Source organism: Pseudomonas parafulva (assembly GCF_000800255.1).
In the GTDB taxonomy this organism is placed as follows: domain Bacteria; phylum Pseudomonadota; class Gammaproteobacteria; order Pseudomonadales; family Pseudomonadaceae; genus Aquipseudomonas; species Aquipseudomonas boreofloridensis.
The window spans coordinates 4,416,025-4,431,445 of sequence record NZ_CP009747.1 but is presented as its reverse complement, the minus strand read 5'-3'; the positions used below and the strand labels follow the sequence as shown (position 1 = coordinate 4,431,445).

Here is a 15,421-nt window from a genome sequence, read left to right as displayed (position 1 = left end):
TCGTCAGCCTCAAGCCTGGCGTGGGTCCGGGTTGTCCAGAACGGTGTCGGTCTGCTCGGTGCGGAACTGCTTGAGCGCCGCATGGTACTGCGGGTATTTGGCGCCCAGGATGCTCGCCGACAGCAGCGCCGCGTTGATCGCGCCAGCCTTGCCGATGGCCAGGGTAGCGACCGGCACACCGGCCGGCATCTGCACGATCGACAGCAGCGAATCGACACCCGACAGCATCGACGACTGGACCGGCACGCCGAGCACCGGCAGGTGGGTCTTGGCGGCGCACATGCCGGGCAGGTGCGCAGCACCGCCAGCGCCAGCGATGATCACCTCGATGCCGCGGCCTTCGGCCTGTTCGGCGTACTGGAACAGCAGGTCGGGGGTGCGGTGGGCGGACACCACCTTCACCTCGTAGGGAATGCCGAGTTTTTCCAGCATATCGGCGGTGTGGCTAAGGGTGGACCAATCGGACTTGGAGCCCATGATCACGCCAACCAGTGCACTCATCGTCGAGCCTCTTCGCTTGTGCGCCCGGGGGCGCCGTCAAAAAACAACAAGCCACGCGGGACGGCGTGGCTTGTTTGCTGTTCATGACCGGATCTAACCGGTCCAGGGGCCGCGCAGTATACCGTAACCCAGCGCCGCACAGGCACCCCTGCCGACCATCTGTCGGCCTTATTTTTCGGGGGTTGCGCTGACTTTCGAGTCAACTGCCACACCCTGTGCGACACCTTCGAGCTTGCGCCACAGCAACCGCACATTGGCCTTGCGCACCAGCGCGCAGCGGTACAGGCGAATCTCCAGCGGCACATGCCACTGGCTGGGGCCGCAGATCACCAGTTCCCCGCGCTCCAGCTCGCCGCGCATCGACAGGCGCGGCACCCAGGCGATGCCCATGCCTTCGAGCGCCATGCTCTTGAGGCTGTCGGCCATCGCCGTCTCGTACACCGTGGTGTAGCGCAGGTTGCGCTGGCGCAGCAGCAGGCTCACCGAACGCCCGAGGAACGCACCGGCACTGTAGGCCAGCAGCGGCACGCTGGCCTCGCCTTCCAGGTCGAACAGCGGCTTGCCATCAGGTCCCACCGCACACACCGGCAGCATCTCGGTGGTGCCCATGTGCAGGGACGGAAAGATCTCCGCATCCATCTGCAAGGCGGCATCCGGGTCATAGAACGCCAGCATCAGGTCGCAACCGCCTTCACGCAGGGCATGCACGGCGTCGCCGACGTTGGTGGCCACCAGCCGGGTGGCGATGTTCAGCCCGTCGTTGCGCAACTGCGCCACCCAACGCGGGAAGAAGCCGGAGGCCAGGGAATGCGCGGCGGCCACCTGGATGACCTCGCCCTGCCCGCCCTCCAAATGGTGCAAGTGGCGGAGAACTTCGCTCAATTGGTCGACAACGGTTCGAGCGGTGACCAGAAAAAGCTGCCCGGCTTCGGTCAGTTCGATGGGCGTGCGCGAGCGGTTCACCAGGGTCAGCCCGAGCGCAGCTTCCAGGCTGCGGATGCGGCGGCTGAAGGCCGGCTGGGTGACGAAACGGCGCTCTGCCGCCTGAGAGAAGCTACGCGTCGAGGCCAGGGCACTGAAGTCTTCCAGCCACTTGCTTTCAAGGTTCATCGAGAAGCTCCGAAGGCGTGCACCAAAATGGGACACGCTCGATTGTCAACCGGCGTCACATCAAACCGTATGCCGTTTGTGCATAGGTTAGCGTGCATCAGCATTGGCCGCAAAACCCGTCGATCCCTAGGATTGGCGGCATTCCGGCTAGTGCCGGGGCCAACCCGAGATGATATCCGTCATGTCCTCCGCTGCATCGTTCCGTGTCGAAAAAGACCTGCTTGGTACCCTTGAAGTCCCTGCCGATGCCTACTACGGCATCCAGACCCTGCGCGCTGCCAACAACTTCCACCTCTCCGGCGTTCCGCTGTCGCACTACCCGAAGCTGGTCGTGGCCCTGGCCATGGTCAAGCAGGCCGCTGCCGACGCCAACCGTGAGCTGGGCCACCTGAGCGATGCCAAGCACGCTGCCATCAGCGCAGCCTGCGCCCGCCTGATCAAAGGCGATTATCACGAGCAGTTCGTGGTCGACATGATCCAGGGCGGTGCAGGCACCTCCACCAACATGAACGCCAACGAGGTCATCGCCAACGTTGCGCTGGAGGCCATGGGCCACCAGAAGGGTGAGTATCAGTACCTGCATCCGAACAACGACGTGAACATGGCGCAGTCGACCAACGACGCCTACCCGACTGCCATCCGCCTGGGCCTGCTGCTGGGGCACGACGCCCTGCTGGCCAGCCTCGACAGCCTGATCCAGGCCTTCGCGGCCAAGGGCAAGGAATTCGACCACGTCCTGAAGATGGGCCGCACCCAGCTGCAAGACGCCGTGCCGATGACCCTCGGCCAGGAATTCCACGCCTTCGCCACCACCATGACCGAAGACCTCAACCGTCTGCGTTCGCTGGCGCCTGAGCTGCTCACCGAAATCAACCTGGGCGGCACCGCCATCGGCACCGGCATCAACGCCGACCCGGGCTATCAGGCCCTGGCCGTGCAGCGCCTGGCCACCATCAGCGGCCAGCCGCTGGTACCGGCAGCCGACCTGATCGAAGCCACCTCCGACATGGGCGCCTTCGTGCTGTTCTCCGGCATGCTCAAGCGCACCGCGGTCAAGCTGTCGAAGATCTGCAACGACCTGCGCCTGCTGTCCAGCGGCCCGCGCACCGGCATCAACGAAATCAACCTGCCGGCGCGCCAGCCGGGCAGCTCGATCATGCCGGGCAAAGTCAACCCAGTGATCCCCGAAGCGGTCAACCAGGTGGCCTTCGCCATCATGGGCAACGACCTGGCCCTGACCGTCGCGGCCGAAGGCGGCCAGTTGCAGCTCAACGTGATGGAGCCGCTGATCGCCTACAAGATCTTCGACTCGATCCGCCTGCTGCAGCGCGCCATGGACATGCTGCGCGAGCACTGCATCGTCGGCATCACCGCCAACGAACAACGCTGCCGCGAACTGGTCGAGCACTCCATCGGCCTGGTCACCGCGCTGAACCCGTACATCGGCTACGAGAACGCCACCCGTATCGCCCGCGTCGCCCTGGAAACCGGGCGTGGCGTGCTGGAACTGGTTCGCGAGGAGAAGCTGCTGGACGACGCCATGCTCGATGACATCCTGCGTCCGGAAAACATGATCGCTCCCCGTCTGGTTCCGCTCAAAGCGTAACCCGACCGCTGCAACCGTCTCACCAGGTCGAGGGACTAGACACCTCTCAACCTTTCCAGGGCCCGAGCGCACAGCGCCGGGCCCTTTTTTTATCCACGCTTCGCACCTCCACCGACCCGTCGGCGTCCTGCGGCACACAACTTGCTCGCCAATAGCCCTCACCGCACCGGGATGCCGAGCATGCTGCACAGTCACCTCACTACCCTCAACGCCGTTTCGCTGATCCTCAACCTGTTCCAGGAAGAGGGCTGCAACGCTACGCAACTGCTCGATGGCAGCGGCATAGGCCCGGCGGACCTGGGGCATCCCGACGCGCGCATCACCACCCAGCAGGAACTGCAGGTCTGCGCAAACGCCGTGGCGCGACGCGCGGAAATCGGCCTGGAACTGGGCCGGCGCATGCATGTGTCCTGCTATGGCATGCTCGGTTACGCGCTGCTCTCCAGTGCCACTTTGGGTGACGCCCTGCGTCTGGCACTGCGCTTTCCGGCACTGCTGGGAACAATCTTCCAACTGCGCCTGGTCGACGACGGCCAGCGCGTCTGGCTCAGCGCCAGCGATTACCGCGAGCTACCAGCCCTGGCAGCGTTCAACGCCGAATTCTGCATGGTGTCGCTCAAGGTCATCTGCGATGACCTGCTCGGCCGGCCACTGCCCCTGCTGGCCGCCCGCTTCGAACACGCGCGCCCGGCCTATCACCCGCTCTATGCCGGTGCACTCCAGTGCCCCCTGGAATTCCGCGCGCAAGACAACGCCGTCGCCTTCGAACGGCGCTGGCTCGACATGCCCTTGCCACTCGCCGACCCCATTACCCACAAGGCCATGGCCGAACGATGCCGCCGCCTGAACCTGGAGTTCACCGGACGCCAGGCCTGGCTCGGGCGCATCCGCCAGTTGCTGCTCAAGCAACTCGACGCGGCGCCTGGGCTAGAGGGCCTGGCGCAGCAGATGAACTGCTCCTCGCGTACCCTGCGCCGCCACTTGCAGGCGCTGGGCAGCAGTTACCAGCAGTTGCTCGACGAACTGCGTTTCGAGCGCGCCAAACAGCTGTTGGCCGAGGATCACATGCCCATCTACCGCATCGCCGAGACCCTCGGTTTCAGCGAGACAGCCAGCTTCCGGCATGCCTTCCAGCGCTGGAGCGGCGTAGCGCCCAGTCATTTTCGCGGCTGATCCAAACCACCGGGTACGCGGCCTGAATGATCCCCCACGACCCCGATCCGGCCATCGACAGTGGCCACATCGATCCCCTTTTGGCCGTTTGCGACGTTTCACCCCCTCTGGCTTGGCCACCACAATGAATTCACGCCAGTCCCTGCGGAGAACAACAAATGCTGACGATCTATTCCGACGATCACCGCCTGCACCACGGCCGCTGCGAGCTGATCGACGGCAAGCTGATGCCGTGCTTCGAGATGCCATCACGCGCCGATCATGTACTCGACCGCGTCAAGCAGCGCGAATTGGGTCCGATCCAGGCGCCCACCGACTTCGGCCGTGAACCCCTGCTGCGCGTCCACAGCGCCGCCTACCTGGACTTCTTCGAAGGTGCTTGGGCCCGCTGGGCGGCGATGAACCAGGAGGGCGACCTGCTGCCCTTCACCTGGCCGGCACGCACCTTGCGCCCCATCAAACCACGCGGCCTGCATGGCGAACTGGGCTACTACAGCTTCGACGGCGGCGCGCCCATCACCGCCGGCACCTGGCAGGCCGCCTACAGCGCAGCCCAAGTGGCTCTGACGGCTCAAGCCGCCATTCACAACGGCGCTCACTCGGCCTTCGCCCTGTGCCGTCCGCCAGGGCACCATGCCGCCGCCGAGGTGATGGGCGGCTACTGCTACCTGAACAACGCCGCCATCGCTGCCCAGGCGTTCCTCGATCAGGGCAAGGGCAAGGTCGCCATCCTCGATGTGGACTACCACCACGGCAACGGCACCCAAGACATTTTCTATGCCCGCAACGACGTATTCTTCGCCTCGATCCACGGCGATCCGACCGATGAATTCCCGTTCTTCCTGGGCTATGCCGACGAAACCGGCGAAGGCGCCGGCGAGGGCTGTAACGTCAACTATCCCTTGCCAGCGGGCAGCGACTGGGCGGCCTGGAGCGCGGCACTGGAAGACGCCTGCCAGCGCATCGCCGCTTTCGACGCCGAGGTGATCGTGGTGTCGCTGGGCGTGGACACCTTCAAGGACGACCCGATCTCCCAGTTCAAGCTGGACAGCCCGGACTACCTGGCCATGGGCGAGCGCATCGCTCGGCTCGGCAAGCCGACGCTGTTCGTGATGGAAGGTGGCTACGCCGTCGAGGAAATCGGTATCAACGCGGTCAACGTGCTGGAAGGTTTCCAGCGCGTCCAGACAGGAGCCTGATCATGCGTCCATTCAAGCGTCTGCTTGCCCCACTCATCGCTGTCGGCCTGCTGGCCGGCGGCGCTGCGGCCCATGCCGAACAGCGCACCCTGCGCGTGTACAACTGGTTCGACTACATCACCCCGCAGACCCTGGTGGACTTCCAGAAGGATGCCCAGGTCAAGCTGATCTACGACATTTTCGACACCAACGAAGCACTGGAAGCCAAGCTGCTGACCGGCAACTCCGGGTATGACGTGGTGGTGCCGTCCAATGTGTTCCTCGCCAAGCAGATCGAAGCCGGGGTGTTCCAGCCGCTGGACCGCAGCAAGCTGCCGAACTGGCAGCACCTGGACCCGGCGCTGATGAAGCTGATCGAGGCCAACGATCCCGGCAACCGCTTCGCGGTCCCTTACATGTACGGCACCATCCTGATCGGCTTCAACCCAGCCAAGGTCAAGGCTGCGCTCGGCGACAACGCGCCTGTGGACAGCTGGGACCTGATCTTCAAGGAAGAAAACATCGCCAAGCTCAAGCAATGCGGCGTGGCGTTGCTCGATTCCCCCTCGGAGATCCTGCCGCTGGCGCTGCAGTACCTGGGCCTGCCGCCCAACAGCGATAATCCGGCCGATTACAAGAAGGCCGAGGCGCTGCTGCTGAAGATTCGTCCGTATGTCACCTACTTCCACTCATCCAAGTACATGGCCGACATCGCCAATGGCGATATCTGCGTGGCCGTGGGTTACTCCGGCAGCTTCTCCCAGGCGGCCAACCGCGCTCGCGAAGCCAAGAACGGCGTGGTGGTGGACATGCGCCTGCCCAAGGAAGGCGCGCCGATCTGGTTCGACATGCTGGCGATTCCGAAGAACGCGGCAAACCCGGAAGATGCCCACACCTTCATCAACTACCTGCTGCGGCCTGAGGTGATCGCGCCGATCAGCGACTTCGTCGGTTACCCGAACCCGAACAAGGACGCTACCGACAAGGTCAGCCCGGACATTCGCAACAACCCGAACCTGTACCCAACGGCCGAGGCGATGACCAAGCTGTACACCCTCAAGCCGCTGAGCCGAGAGGCAGAGCGGGCACGCACCCGCGCCTGGACGCGGATCAAGTCGGGAACCTGAGTCGTACCTCTGCCGGTGGTTAGCGCCAGGCCTTGCGTAACCGCAGCAAGGCCTCGGCGATCTCCGGCTCGGGAACCGCGGCGAAACCCAGCACCAGACCCGCGCACTTATCCACAGGCGCTTCGCCGTTCTCAAGCCAATACGGGCTAAGCGCCTGCACTTCCACCCCCACCGCCTCGGCCTGCGCCACCAATTGCGTTTCCCGGGCAACGTTATCCACATCCACCTTCACATGCAGGCCTGCCGCCACTTCCGGCATGGTGCCCAACCCCGAAACATCCTTGGGCCAGCCCGCCTTGAGCACGTCGCGACGGGCCAGGGCCGCCCGGCGCATGCGGCGGATGTGACGCTGAAAGTGTCCTTGAGCCATGAATTGCGCCATCACACATTGAGTACCGACCTCGGAGTGTCGCACTGCCAGCGCGCGTGCCTGGCTGAACGGCTCGACCAGTCGCGGCGGCAGTACCAGGTAGCCCAAGCGCATGGCCGGAAAGGCGATCTTGCCGAAGGTGCCGACGTAGATCACCCGCTGCTGCCTGTCCAGCGCCGCCAGCGGGGCCAACGGCGCGCCGCTGTAGCGGTACTCGCCGTCGTAGTCGTCCTCGACGATCCAGCCGTCATGGCGCTCGGCCCAGGCCAGCAACGCCAGGCGCCGCGCCAGGCTCAGGGTGACGCCGGTCGGGTACTGGTGCGCGGGCGTCACATAGACCAATCGACAATCAGGCCAATCCGCCAACCGCTCGCATTCCAGCCCCTGCTCGTCCACCGGCACGCCGCGCAGCGAAGCACCGGCCAGGGCGAACGCATGCCGAGCCGCACGATAGCCTGGGTTTTCCACAGCCACCGCATCGCCCGGCTGCAACAGCAGCTGTGCACAAAGGCTGATGGCCTGCTGCGCACCACTGGTGATCACAATTTGTTCAGCCGTGCACGACAGCCCACGCGAGCGACGCATGTAGGCGGCGATCAGTTCGCGCAGCAGTGGCTCGCCCGCCGGATCACCATAGCCGAGCACAGCGGGATCGGGATTTCGCCAGAAACCCGCCTGTAGCTTGGCCCAGACCTCGAACGGAAACAGGTCGACTGCCGGCATGCCCAGTCGAAATGCCCGCGGCGCATCGGTTCGAGGCAGTGAAAGATGATGGCTGGCAAGGCGCTCGAGCGGCGCACTGGAACGCGTCGAGCTGGATAAATGCTCAGTATCAGAAGACGAAAATGTGGATAAACCTGTTGATAACCCCTGGGATAACCTTGTTGATAACTGTGTGGACAGTTTTTCCAGCCGACTCACATACGTGCCATCGCCGACCCGGCTTTCAATGAAGCCTTCGGCATACAGCTGATCGTAGGCACGCACCACGCTGTTGCGCGACAGCGCCAGCATCGACGCCAGGTCACGGGTGGCCGGCAGGCGCGTACCACTGCTCAGGCGGCCATCCAGCACCCTTGCGCGCAGCGCCTGATACAGCTGCTGGCTGAGCCCGCGGCGCCGGTCCAAGACGATTCCGGCTGGGTCGAAAGACGATACGAGTGCGCGCTCAGTCATGAAATTGGACCTATGAAAATAGACTTCAATGGCTCTTACACCAGACCAATAGCCTGCCTAGGATGGTCCCCATCGAACAAGGACTTTCATCATGCACATCGCCAAACCCTTCCAGGATCACGACCTTCAGCGTCTGCACCAGCACATGCAGAGCGCCCGCCTCGCCACCTTGATCAGCCACGGCGACCACGGCCTGCTGGCCACTCACCTGCCGGTACTGCTGGACACCGATGAGGGCGAGTTCGGCACGGTCTACGGCCACCTGGCGCGGGCCAATCGCCAGTGGCAGGACCTGCAGCGCGGCGGCGAGGCGCTGCTGGTGTTTGCAGGTGCGGATGCCTACGTCAGCCCCAGCTATTACCCGAGCAAGCACCACGATCCCAAGGTGGTGCCGACCTGGAACTACGTCGCGGTGCATGCCTACGGTCCGGTCGTTGTCATGCACGACGCCGAGTCGCTGCTGCAGATCGTCAGCCGCCTGACCGACCTGCACGAGCACGGCCGCAGCGAGCCCTGGGCGGTGGCCGATGCGCCAGCCGACTACATCGACGGCATGCTGCGCGCCATCGTCGGTATCCGTCTGCCGATCGCCCGCCTACAGGGCGCGCGCAAGCTCAGCCAGAACCGCAGCGCGGCGGACATCCAGGGCGTTCACGCTGGCTTGGCCGACAGCCGCGACCCACTCGACCAATCACTTGCCGCGCATATGCGCTCGCTCTAAAGGAGAATGCCCATGTCCACCGTCACGCTGCGCCCTGTGCGCGCCGAAGATCACGCCGCCTGGCTGCCGCTGTGGCAGGCCTACCTGCGCTTCTACGAAACCACCCTGGCCGAGGAGGTCAGCGCCAACAGCTGGCAGCGGCTGCTCGACCCCAGCGAACCCACCCATTCGACACTGGCCTGGGTCGATGGCAAGGCGGTGGGCATGGTCAACTTCATCTACCATCGTTCCAACTGGAGCATCGAGAACGCCTGCTACTTGCAGGATCTGTACGTCGACCCACAGCAGCGCGGCCTGGGCATCGGTCGTCAGTTGATCGAGCATGTCTGTGCCACGGCCAAGGCCGCCGGCTGCATCAAGGTGCACTGGCTGACCCACGAAACCAACGCCACAGCCATCGGCCTTTACCAACAGGTGGCCGAACGGCCAGGCTTCATCCAATTCCGCAAAGGGTTGTAAGCGCCATGACTGACGCACTGAACTGGACACCTGCCGGGATTCCCGATGCTGCGCCCCTGGAGGGGCGCTTCATCCGCCTGGAAAAACTCGACCCGGCGCGCCACGGCGACGACCTCTGGGAAGTCCTGCAAGGTCCGGACGCCGACCCCGCTCTGTGGGACTATCTGCCCTATGGCCCCTTCACCGAGCGCGCCGCCTTCGACCGCTGGCTGCACGGCCATGCCGCCAGCGCAGATCCGCTGTTCTACAGCGTGATCGACAAAAACAGTGATCAGGCCCAAGGCCTGCTCAGCTACATGTCGATGGTGCCCGACCACGGTCGCTTCGAACTCGGCCACATCGCCTTCGGCGCCGCGATGCAGCGCACGCCCAAGGGCACCGAAGCGGTGTACCTGCTGGGCAAGCTTGGATTCGAACTGGGCAATCGCCGGCTGGAATGGAAGTGCAACGACGCCAACGCCCGCTCCAAGCGCGCCGCGCAGCGCTTCGGTTTCGTCTTCGAGGGGGTGTTCCGGCAACACATGGTGGTGAAGGGCCGCAACCGCGATACGGCGTGGTATGCGATCACCGACGAGCAATGGCCGCAGGTGGCAGCCGGTTTCGAGCGCTGGTTGGCGGCCGAAAACCAGCGGCCGGAAGGTCAGGTGCGAACGCTGGAAGACTGCCGACGGGCAAGCGACGGCGCTGGCAGCGCTACCTGATCAGGCTTGCGCGCCTGACCAGACCCATCTGCAAACCGAACGGTTTGAAGACCGCGTTCAGGGACTTGAGCGTAGGGTTGCCGTCGCCCTGCTCGATCTGAATGAGCGTGCGCACAGAAATCTTGCAGATGCGCGCGAACTGCGCCTGTTGCATCTTCGCCACCTCCAGACGCAACCGCCGCACGGCAGCGCCCAATTCCAGGCTGCCGTCGGCGATGCCCTCGCGAACGCCGTCGATCATCAGACCACGAGCATCGATGGACACCGTCATGCCAACCCCCACTGCACCAGTCGACGCTCAAGCTTACCCAGCGCAATTGACGGATGATTCATCACAGCATCGGAGAGTCCCAGGCTGGCGAGAATATCCGGCAAGGCGGCCAACTGCCGTGCGTCCTGACGCAACCGCTGGTAGGCGTCGTCGGGATCGATGTATTTAGCCAGTTCGGCACAGGCGGCCAGCCAGTCGACGTCTCCCCCGCGCTCGATCTCGACAGGCCATTTCGTCGTTCGAGTGATCCCTTCCTGATCCATCACCATCGGCGCCAGATCGTAAATCGGTGCGAGACGTATTTGGTCGCGGGTACGAATGATGGCTGTATTGCGTCCGTGGTTATCAGCATTGCCCAGCATTTTGTTGATCAAGTCACGGCGCAGGTAGTCCGCAATCAGATCCGGCACCTCCTTTTCCTGCCCCGCCGCCCCCCACGATCGCACGAGCGCTTCGATCACCTCCAGATGCCCCATGCGGCTGCCGGGCTCTGTGACACCACATAGCGAATACATCGACTCCACAGCAAAGCGCTGCACCCCTTCGGTACATACCCGACGGTCGAAACGCTCCATCCAGAGGCTGGGCTTGCGGCCCTCTTCCAGCATCAAGTGCTCACTGGCTACCGTCTCGATACCAAGCTGCCGCAGTGCCTTGTAATAGAGACACTCGGCCCGCAGGATTTCCTGATCATCAGCCAGCGCCTGATTCCTGGCGAATTTGATGAACCAGTGTCGGCAGGCATGCTCATCCGCCAATACCGCGTCCGGATACAGTTGCCCATCTCTTCCTTCAGTCATCAAAAGCTTTGGCGCTTCCCCCCCGGCCCCTGTCGCGCCACCAATGGCCGCGCCTTGTTCGTAGGCGTACTCCAGAAAGTGCTGATCTCGGTCGACGATGTCCTGACGGTCGAATCCGAGGGGGGCTGCGCGCTCCACAAACTCAACAGACTCCTTGATGCGCAAGTTGCCTATGGGTGCCGGGGTGGATCGGCCAAGAAGAAAAAGATCTTCACCCATGCCAGGCGGTCTTTCGCGGCCGACATGCTTTAGCAGGAAGCGCTTGGCCGCACCAGCGGGTGCTATGTCATAAACAAAAGCAGGTGCATGCGGCAGACGGTGCGAGCCAAAATCTACTGGCAGATTGGCACTGACTGCCTGGCAGAACACGCTGTCGTAGGCCTCCAGACTGGTTTTCACATAGCTTGATGCATAGCCAAACTCGCAGGGACCGGAAAGGCTCTTTTCGGGATTGGCAAAAACAAGCGTGAGCGCATCGTGCCATTTGCCCTGATCGTGTAGTTGGAGCGTGAGTCTATCCATCAATCACCTGCAATTTAATGCATCTTGTAAATCAAAAAACCGTGCACAACTGCAAGATAGTGCAGATTCCAAGCGATCACCACTTCAGATCTGCATTTTAGTGCATCTATACCTCATCCTGCGTTTCCATCTGCACTAAAACGCACCGCAAAAAAAGGGGAGCCTTCGCTCCCCATGAGGTAACCGCTTCACTCTCGAGCGCTGCGTATCAGCCCTCGATTTCGATCAGGATCTCACCCGGCGTGACCCGGTCGCCTTTGGCGACATGGATGGCCACGACCTTACCGGCGATGGCCGCCTGCACTTCGGTCTCCATCTTCATGGCCTCGGTGATCAGTACCGCCTGCCCGGCCTTGACCACATCGCCCTCCTTGACCAGCACATCGACGATGTTGCCCGGCATGGTGGTGCTGACATGGCCCGGCGCGCTGGCCTGCTTGCGCTTGCTGCTGCCGCCGCTGACGAAGTCGTTGAGCGGTTCGAACACCACTTCTTCCGGCATACCATCGATCGACAGATAGAAATGGCGCTTGCCTTCGGCCTTGACCCCGACACCGGTGATGTCCACGCGGTAGGTCTCGCCGTGCACGTCGATGACGAACTCGGTCGGCACACCCTCACCGCCCACCGAGGCGGCGGCGCCGGCTTCGGGAATCGGCAGCAGCACTTCGGGCTTGAGCGTGCCGGCTTGGCGTTCCTCGAGGAACTTGCGACCGATGTCCGGGAACATGGCGAAGGTCAGCACGTCCTCTTCGCTGTGCGCCAGATTGCCGATCTCGGCGCGCAGCTTGGCCATTTCAGGCTTGAGCAGGTCGGCCGGACGCACATCGATCACGTCTTCGCTGCCAATCGCCTGGCGCCGCAGTTGCTCATCGACCACACCTGGGGCCTTGCCGTAGCCGCCCTGCAGGTACAGCTTCACTTCGTTGGTGATGGTCTTGTAGCGCTCGCCGGCGAGCACGTTGAAGAACGCCTGAGTGCCGACGATCTGCGAGGTCGGCGTGACCAGTGGTGGGAAGCCGAGGTCTTCGCGCACCCGTGGGATTTCCGCCAGCACTTCGTTCATGCGGTTGAGCGCGCCCTGCTCCTTGAGCTGGTTGGCCAGGTTGGAAATCATCCCGCCCGGTACCTGATTGACCTGCACGCGGGTGTCCACGGCGGTGAACTCGCTCTCGAACTGGTGGTACTTCTTGCGCACGGCATAGAAGTACAGGCCAATTTCCTGCAACAGTTCCAGATCCAGGCCGGTGTCGAACTCGCTGCCCTTGAGCGCTGCGACCATCGATTCGGTGCCGGGATGGCTGGTGCCCCAGGCGAAGCTGGAGATGGCCGTGTCAATGTGGTCCGCGCCGTTTTCCACGGCCTTGAGCTGACACATGGCGGCCAGGCCGGCGGTGTCGTGGGAGTGGATGAACACCGGCAGCGACTGCTCGGCCTTCAGGGCCTTGACCAGTTCGCCGGTCGCGAATGGGGTCAGCAGGCCGGCCATGTCCTTGATCGCCACCGAGTCGCACCCCATGGCTTCCATCTGCTGGGCCTGCTTCACGAAGGCGTCGATGGTGTGCACCGGGCTGGTGGTGTAGGCGATGGTGCCTTGCGCGTGCTTGCCAGCCGCCTTTACCGCTTCGATGGCCACGCGCAGGTTACGCACGTCGTTCATGGCATCGAAAATACGGAAGACGTCGATGCCGTTGACTGCCGCCTTGGCCACGAACGCCTTGACCACGTCGTCGCTGTAGTGGCGATAGCCCAGCAGGTTCTGCCCGCGCAGCAGCATCTGCAAGCGCGTATTGGGCAGGGCTGCGCGCAACTGGCGCAGGCGCTCCCACGGGTCTTCCTTGAGGAAGCGCACACAGGCGTCGAAGGTGGCGCCACCCCAGACTTCCAACGACCAGTAGCCTACTTTGTCGAGCTTGTCGCAGATCGGCAGCATGTCTTCGGTGCGCATGCGCGTGGCCAGCAGAGACTGGTGGGCATCACGCAGGATCGTGTCGGTTACATGGATTTTCTTGGACATTGTTATCTCCTTTTAGCGGCAAGCGTGTTGCGGTAAGCCGCAAGAAAAGCCGATCCGCTTCTACTTACAGCTTGCCGCTCGCAGCTTGCCACTGGATTCAGATGCCGGCGTGGGCAGCGATGGCGGCGGCGATGGCCAGAGCCAGTTCTTCGGGTTTGCGCTTGATCGAGTAGTTGGTCAGTTCAGGGTGGCTTTCGACGAAGCTGGTATTGAACTGGCCGCTACGGAATTCCGGGTTGCGCAAGATTTCCTGGTAGTACGCGGCGGTGGTCTTGACGCCCTGCACGCGCATGTCGTCCAAAGCCCGCAACCCGCGATCCATGGCCTCTTCCCAGGTCAGCGCCCAGACCACCAGCTTCAGGCACATCGAGTCGTAGAACGGCGGAATGGTGTAGCCGGTATAGATCGCCGTATCGGTACGCACGCCCGGGCCGCCGGGGGCGTAGTAACGGGTGATCTTGCCGAAGCTGGGCAGGAAGTTGTTCTTCGGGTCTTCGGCATTGATGCGAAACTGCAGCGCAAAGCCGCGGTGCACGATGTCTTCTTGCTTGACCGACAACGGCTCGCCCGAGGCAATGCGGATCTGCTCGCGGACAATGTCGATACCGGTGATTTCCTCGGTGATGGTGTGCTCTACCTGCACCCGCGTGTTCATCTCCATGAAGTACACCTCGCCCTCGGCGAGCAGAAACTCCACGGTGCCAGCGTTCTCGTAATTCACCGCCTTGGCGGCGCGCACCGCCAGGTCGCCGATGTAGGCGCGCTGCTCAGGGGTGAGCTGCGGGCTCGGGGCGATCTCGATGAGCTTCTGGTTGCGGCGCTGGATCGAGCAGTCGCGTTCGAACAGGTGCACCACGTTGCCGAAGCTGTCGCCGAGGATCTGCGCCTCGATGTGCTTGGGATTGACGATGCACTTTTCCAGGAACACCTCGGCCGAGCCGAAGGCCTTGGTCGCCTCGGAAATCACCCGTGGGAAGTTCTGTTCCAGTTCCTCGCGGCTGTTGCAGCGGCGAATACCGCGCCCGCCGCCACCGGAAGTGGCCTTGAGCATCACCGGGTAACCGATGCGGTCGCCTTCGCGCAGGGCCTCGTGGATATCGGCCACGTTGCCTTCGGTGCCAGGCGTGACGGGCACCCCGGCCTGGATCATGGTGCGCCGTGCTTCGGTCTTGTCGCCCATGCGGCGGATGACCTCGGCGGCCGGACCGATGAACTTGATCCCACGCTCGGCGCAGATTTCCGCAAGTTCAGCGTTTTCCGACAGGAAGCCGTAGCCCGGATGCAGGGCGTCGCAACCGGTTTCCACAGCCAGGTTCACCAGCTTGCGCGGGTTCAGGTAACCGGCCAGCGGCTCGGCACCGATGCTGTAGGCCTCGTCGGCGCGCTTGACGTGCAAGGCATGCCGGTCGGCATCGGAAAAGATCGCGACGGAGCGGATGCCCATCTCGGCGCAGGCACGCACGATGCGGACTGCGATTTCACCCCGGTTGGCGATCAGGATTTTTTTTATCACTGGAGTCTTCCCAAAGCCGTTCGAACAGACGATCCGGATACACCGGTCGGCGCGTGACCAGACGCTGCTGGCCAGTCGCACGTTCAAAGCTAGCGCCGCTGATCGATAAACAAAAATCAATATTTGTTAGGGGCAGTATTAGCAAAAGCTTATAGTTCGGTAACAGGGTATTGCCG

At 63.2% G+C, this 15,421-nt stretch carries 14 protein-coding genes; 7 read left to right on the top strand and 7 right to left on the bottom strand.

Annotated features, from left to right (window positions below; all coding sequences use genetic code 11):
* Positions 1-9: 9 nt before the first annotated feature.
* On the bottom strand, positions 10-501 hold the full coding sequence (gene purE, locus NJ69_RS19425; protein WP_029612250.1) for a 5-(carboxyamino)imidazole ribonucleotide mutase: 492 nt from the start codon (positions 499-501) through the stop codon (positions 10-12).
* Between the two features lie 168 nt (positions 502-669).
* The gene (locus NJ69_RS19420) at positions 670-1,611 is read right to left on the bottom strand and encodes a LysR substrate-binding domain-containing protein (RefSeq protein ID WP_039582416.1); all 942 of its coding nucleotides are present in this window, start codon (positions 1,609-1,611) and stop codon (positions 670-672) included.
* Positions 1,612-1,792: 181 nt separating this feature from the next.
* Here NJ69_RS19420 and aspA point away from each other — a divergent pair, with 181 nt between their 5' ends.
* The 4 genes from aspA (at position 1,793) to NJ69_RS19400 (ending at position 6,695) form a co-directional block, all read left to right on the top strand.
* Positions 1,793-3,217, top strand: a complete 1,425-nt coding sequence (aspA, locus tag NJ69_RS19415; protein ID WP_039582414.1) for an aspartate ammonia-lyase — start codon at positions 1,793-1,795, stop codon at positions 3,215-3,217.
* A 180-nt stretch (positions 3,218-3,397) separates the two neighbouring features.
* A complete protein-coding gene (locus tag NJ69_RS19410) occupies positions 3,398-4,390 on the top strand; it encodes an AraC family transcriptional regulator (protein ID WP_039582413.1) in 993 nt (330 codons plus the stop codon).
* Positions 4,391-4,548: 158 nt separating this feature from the next.
* Positions 4,549-5,589 (top strand): histone deacetylase family protein, encoded by a 1,041-nt coding sequence (locus NJ69_RS19405; protein ID WP_039582411.1) that lies wholly within the window; start codon positions 4,549-4,551, stop codon positions 5,587-5,589.
* Between the two features lie 2 nt (positions 5,590-5,591).
* Positions 5,592-6,695: a polyamine ABC transporter substrate-binding protein gene (locus tag NJ69_RS19400; RefSeq protein WP_029612243.1), complete on the top strand. Its 1,104-nt coding sequence runs from the start codon at positions 5,592-5,594 to the stop codon at positions 6,693-6,695.
* Between the two features lie 19 nt (positions 6,696-6,714).
* Here the strand turns inward: NJ69_RS19400 and NJ69_RS19395 are convergent, their stop codons facing one another.
* Positions 6,715-8,241: a PLP-dependent aminotransferase family protein gene (locus NJ69_RS19395; protein ID WP_039582409.1), complete on the bottom strand. Its 1,527-nt coding sequence runs from the start codon at positions 8,239-8,241 to the stop codon at positions 6,715-6,717.
* A 91-nt stretch (positions 8,242-8,332) separates the two neighbouring features.
* On the opposite strand from NJ69_RS19395, the gene NJ69_RS19390 reads away from it, so the two are divergent.
* Genes NJ69_RS19390 through NJ69_RS19380 form a run of 3 tightly spaced genes read left to right on the top strand, consistent with a single transcriptional unit; the run spans position 8,333 to position 10,122 of the window.
* On the top strand, positions 8,333-8,962 hold the full coding sequence (locus tag NJ69_RS19390) for an FMN-binding negative transcriptional regulator (RefSeq protein WP_039582408.1): 630 nt from the start codon (positions 8,333-8,335) through the stop codon (positions 8,960-8,962).
* Positions 8,963-8,974: 12 nt separating this feature from the next.
* On the top strand, positions 8,975-9,421 hold the full coding sequence (locus tag NJ69_RS19385) for a GNAT family N-acetyltransferase (protein WP_039582407.1): 447 nt from the start codon (positions 8,975-8,977) through the stop codon (positions 9,419-9,421).
* Positions 9,422-9,426: 5 nt separating this feature from the next.
* The gene (locus NJ69_RS19380; RefSeq protein ID WP_039582406.1) at positions 9,427-10,122 is read left to right on the top strand and encodes a GNAT family N-acetyltransferase; all 696 of its coding nucleotides are present in this window, start codon (positions 9,427-9,429) and stop codon (positions 10,120-10,122) included.
* Here the strand turns inward: NJ69_RS19380 and NJ69_RS19375 are convergent.
* The 4 genes from NJ69_RS19375 to NJ69_RS19360 form a co-directional block, all read right to left on the bottom strand.
* Positions 10,115-10,393 carry a helix-turn-helix domain-containing protein gene (locus tag NJ69_RS19375; RefSeq protein WP_039582405.1) on the bottom strand — a complete coding sequence of 93 codons (279 nt, stop codon included), beginning with the start codon at positions 10,391-10,393 and terminating at the stop codon, positions 10,115-10,117. The two genes, NJ69_RS19380 and NJ69_RS19375, sit on opposite strands and share 8 nt — an antisense overlap.
* Positions 10,390-11,715: a type II toxin-antitoxin system HipA family toxin gene (locus tag NJ69_RS19370; RefSeq protein WP_039582403.1), complete on the bottom strand. Its 1,326-nt coding sequence runs from the start codon at positions 11,713-11,715 to the stop codon at positions 10,390-10,392. The genes NJ69_RS19375 and NJ69_RS19370 overlap by 4 nt, the downstream gene beginning before the upstream one ends.
* A 208-nt stretch (positions 11,716-11,923) precedes the next feature.
* Positions 11,924-13,732: a sodium-extruding oxaloacetate decarboxylase subunit alpha gene (gene oadA / locus NJ69_RS19365; protein WP_039582401.1), complete on the bottom strand. Its 1,809-nt coding sequence runs from the start codon at positions 13,730-13,732 to the stop codon at positions 11,924-11,926.
* Positions 13,733-13,829: 97 nt separating this feature from the next.
* Positions 13,830-15,245, bottom strand: a complete 1,416-nt coding sequence (locus tag NJ69_RS19360) for an acetyl-CoA carboxylase biotin carboxylase subunit (RefSeq protein WP_039582399.1) — start codon at positions 15,243-15,245, stop codon at positions 13,830-13,832.
* Between the last annotated feature and the right edge of the window lie 176 nt (positions 15,246-15,421).

Coding starts and splice junctions, on each gene's coding strand:
- NJ69_RS19375 (WP_039582405.1), bottom strand. CDS start 10,393: ATGACGGTGTCCATCGATGCTCGTGGTCTGATGATCGACGGCGTTCGC.
- NJ69_RS19405 (WP_039582411.1), top strand. CDS start 4,549: ATGCTGACGATCTATTCCGACGATCACCGCCTGCACCACGGCCGCTGC.
- NJ69_RS19370 (WP_039582403.1), bottom strand. CDS start 11,715: ATGGATAGACTCACGCTCCAACTACACGATCAGGGCAAATGGCACGAT.
- NJ69_RS19390 (WP_039582408.1), top strand. CDS start 8,333: ATGCACATCGCCAAACCCTTCCAGGATCACGACCTTCAGCGTCTGCAC.
- NJ69_RS19380 (WP_039582406.1), top strand. CDS start 9,427: ATGACTGACGCACTGAACTGGACACCTGCCGGGATTCCCGATGCTGCG.
- oadA (WP_039582401.1), bottom strand. CDS start 13,732: ATGTCCAAGAAAATCCATGTAACCGACACGATCCTGCGTGATGCCCAC.
- NJ69_RS19420 (WP_039582416.1), bottom strand. CDS start 1,611: ATGAACCTTGAAAGCAAGTGGCTGGAAGACTTCAGTGCCCTGGCCTCG.
- NJ69_RS19410 (WP_039582413.1), top strand. CDS start 3,398: ATGCTGCACAGTCACCTCACTACCCTCAACGCCGTTTCGCTGATCCTC.
- NJ69_RS19400 (WP_029612243.1), top strand. CDS start 5,592: ATGCGTCCATTCAAGCGTCTGCTTGCCCCACTCATCGCTGTCGGCCTG.
- NJ69_RS19395 (WP_039582409.1), bottom strand. CDS start 8,241: ATGACTGAGCGCGCACTCGTATCGTCTTTCGACCCAGCCGGAATCGTC.
- NJ69_RS19385 (WP_039582407.1), top strand. CDS start 8,975: ATGTCCACCGTCACGCTGCGCCCTGTGCGCGCCGAAGATCACGCCGCC.
- purE (WP_029612250.1), bottom strand. CDS start 501: ATGAGTGCACTGGTTGGCGTGATCATGGGCTCCAAGTCCGATTGGTCC.
- aspA (WP_039582414.1), top strand. CDS start 1,793: ATGTCCTCCGCTGCATCGTTCCGTGTCGAAAAAGACCTGCTTGGTACC.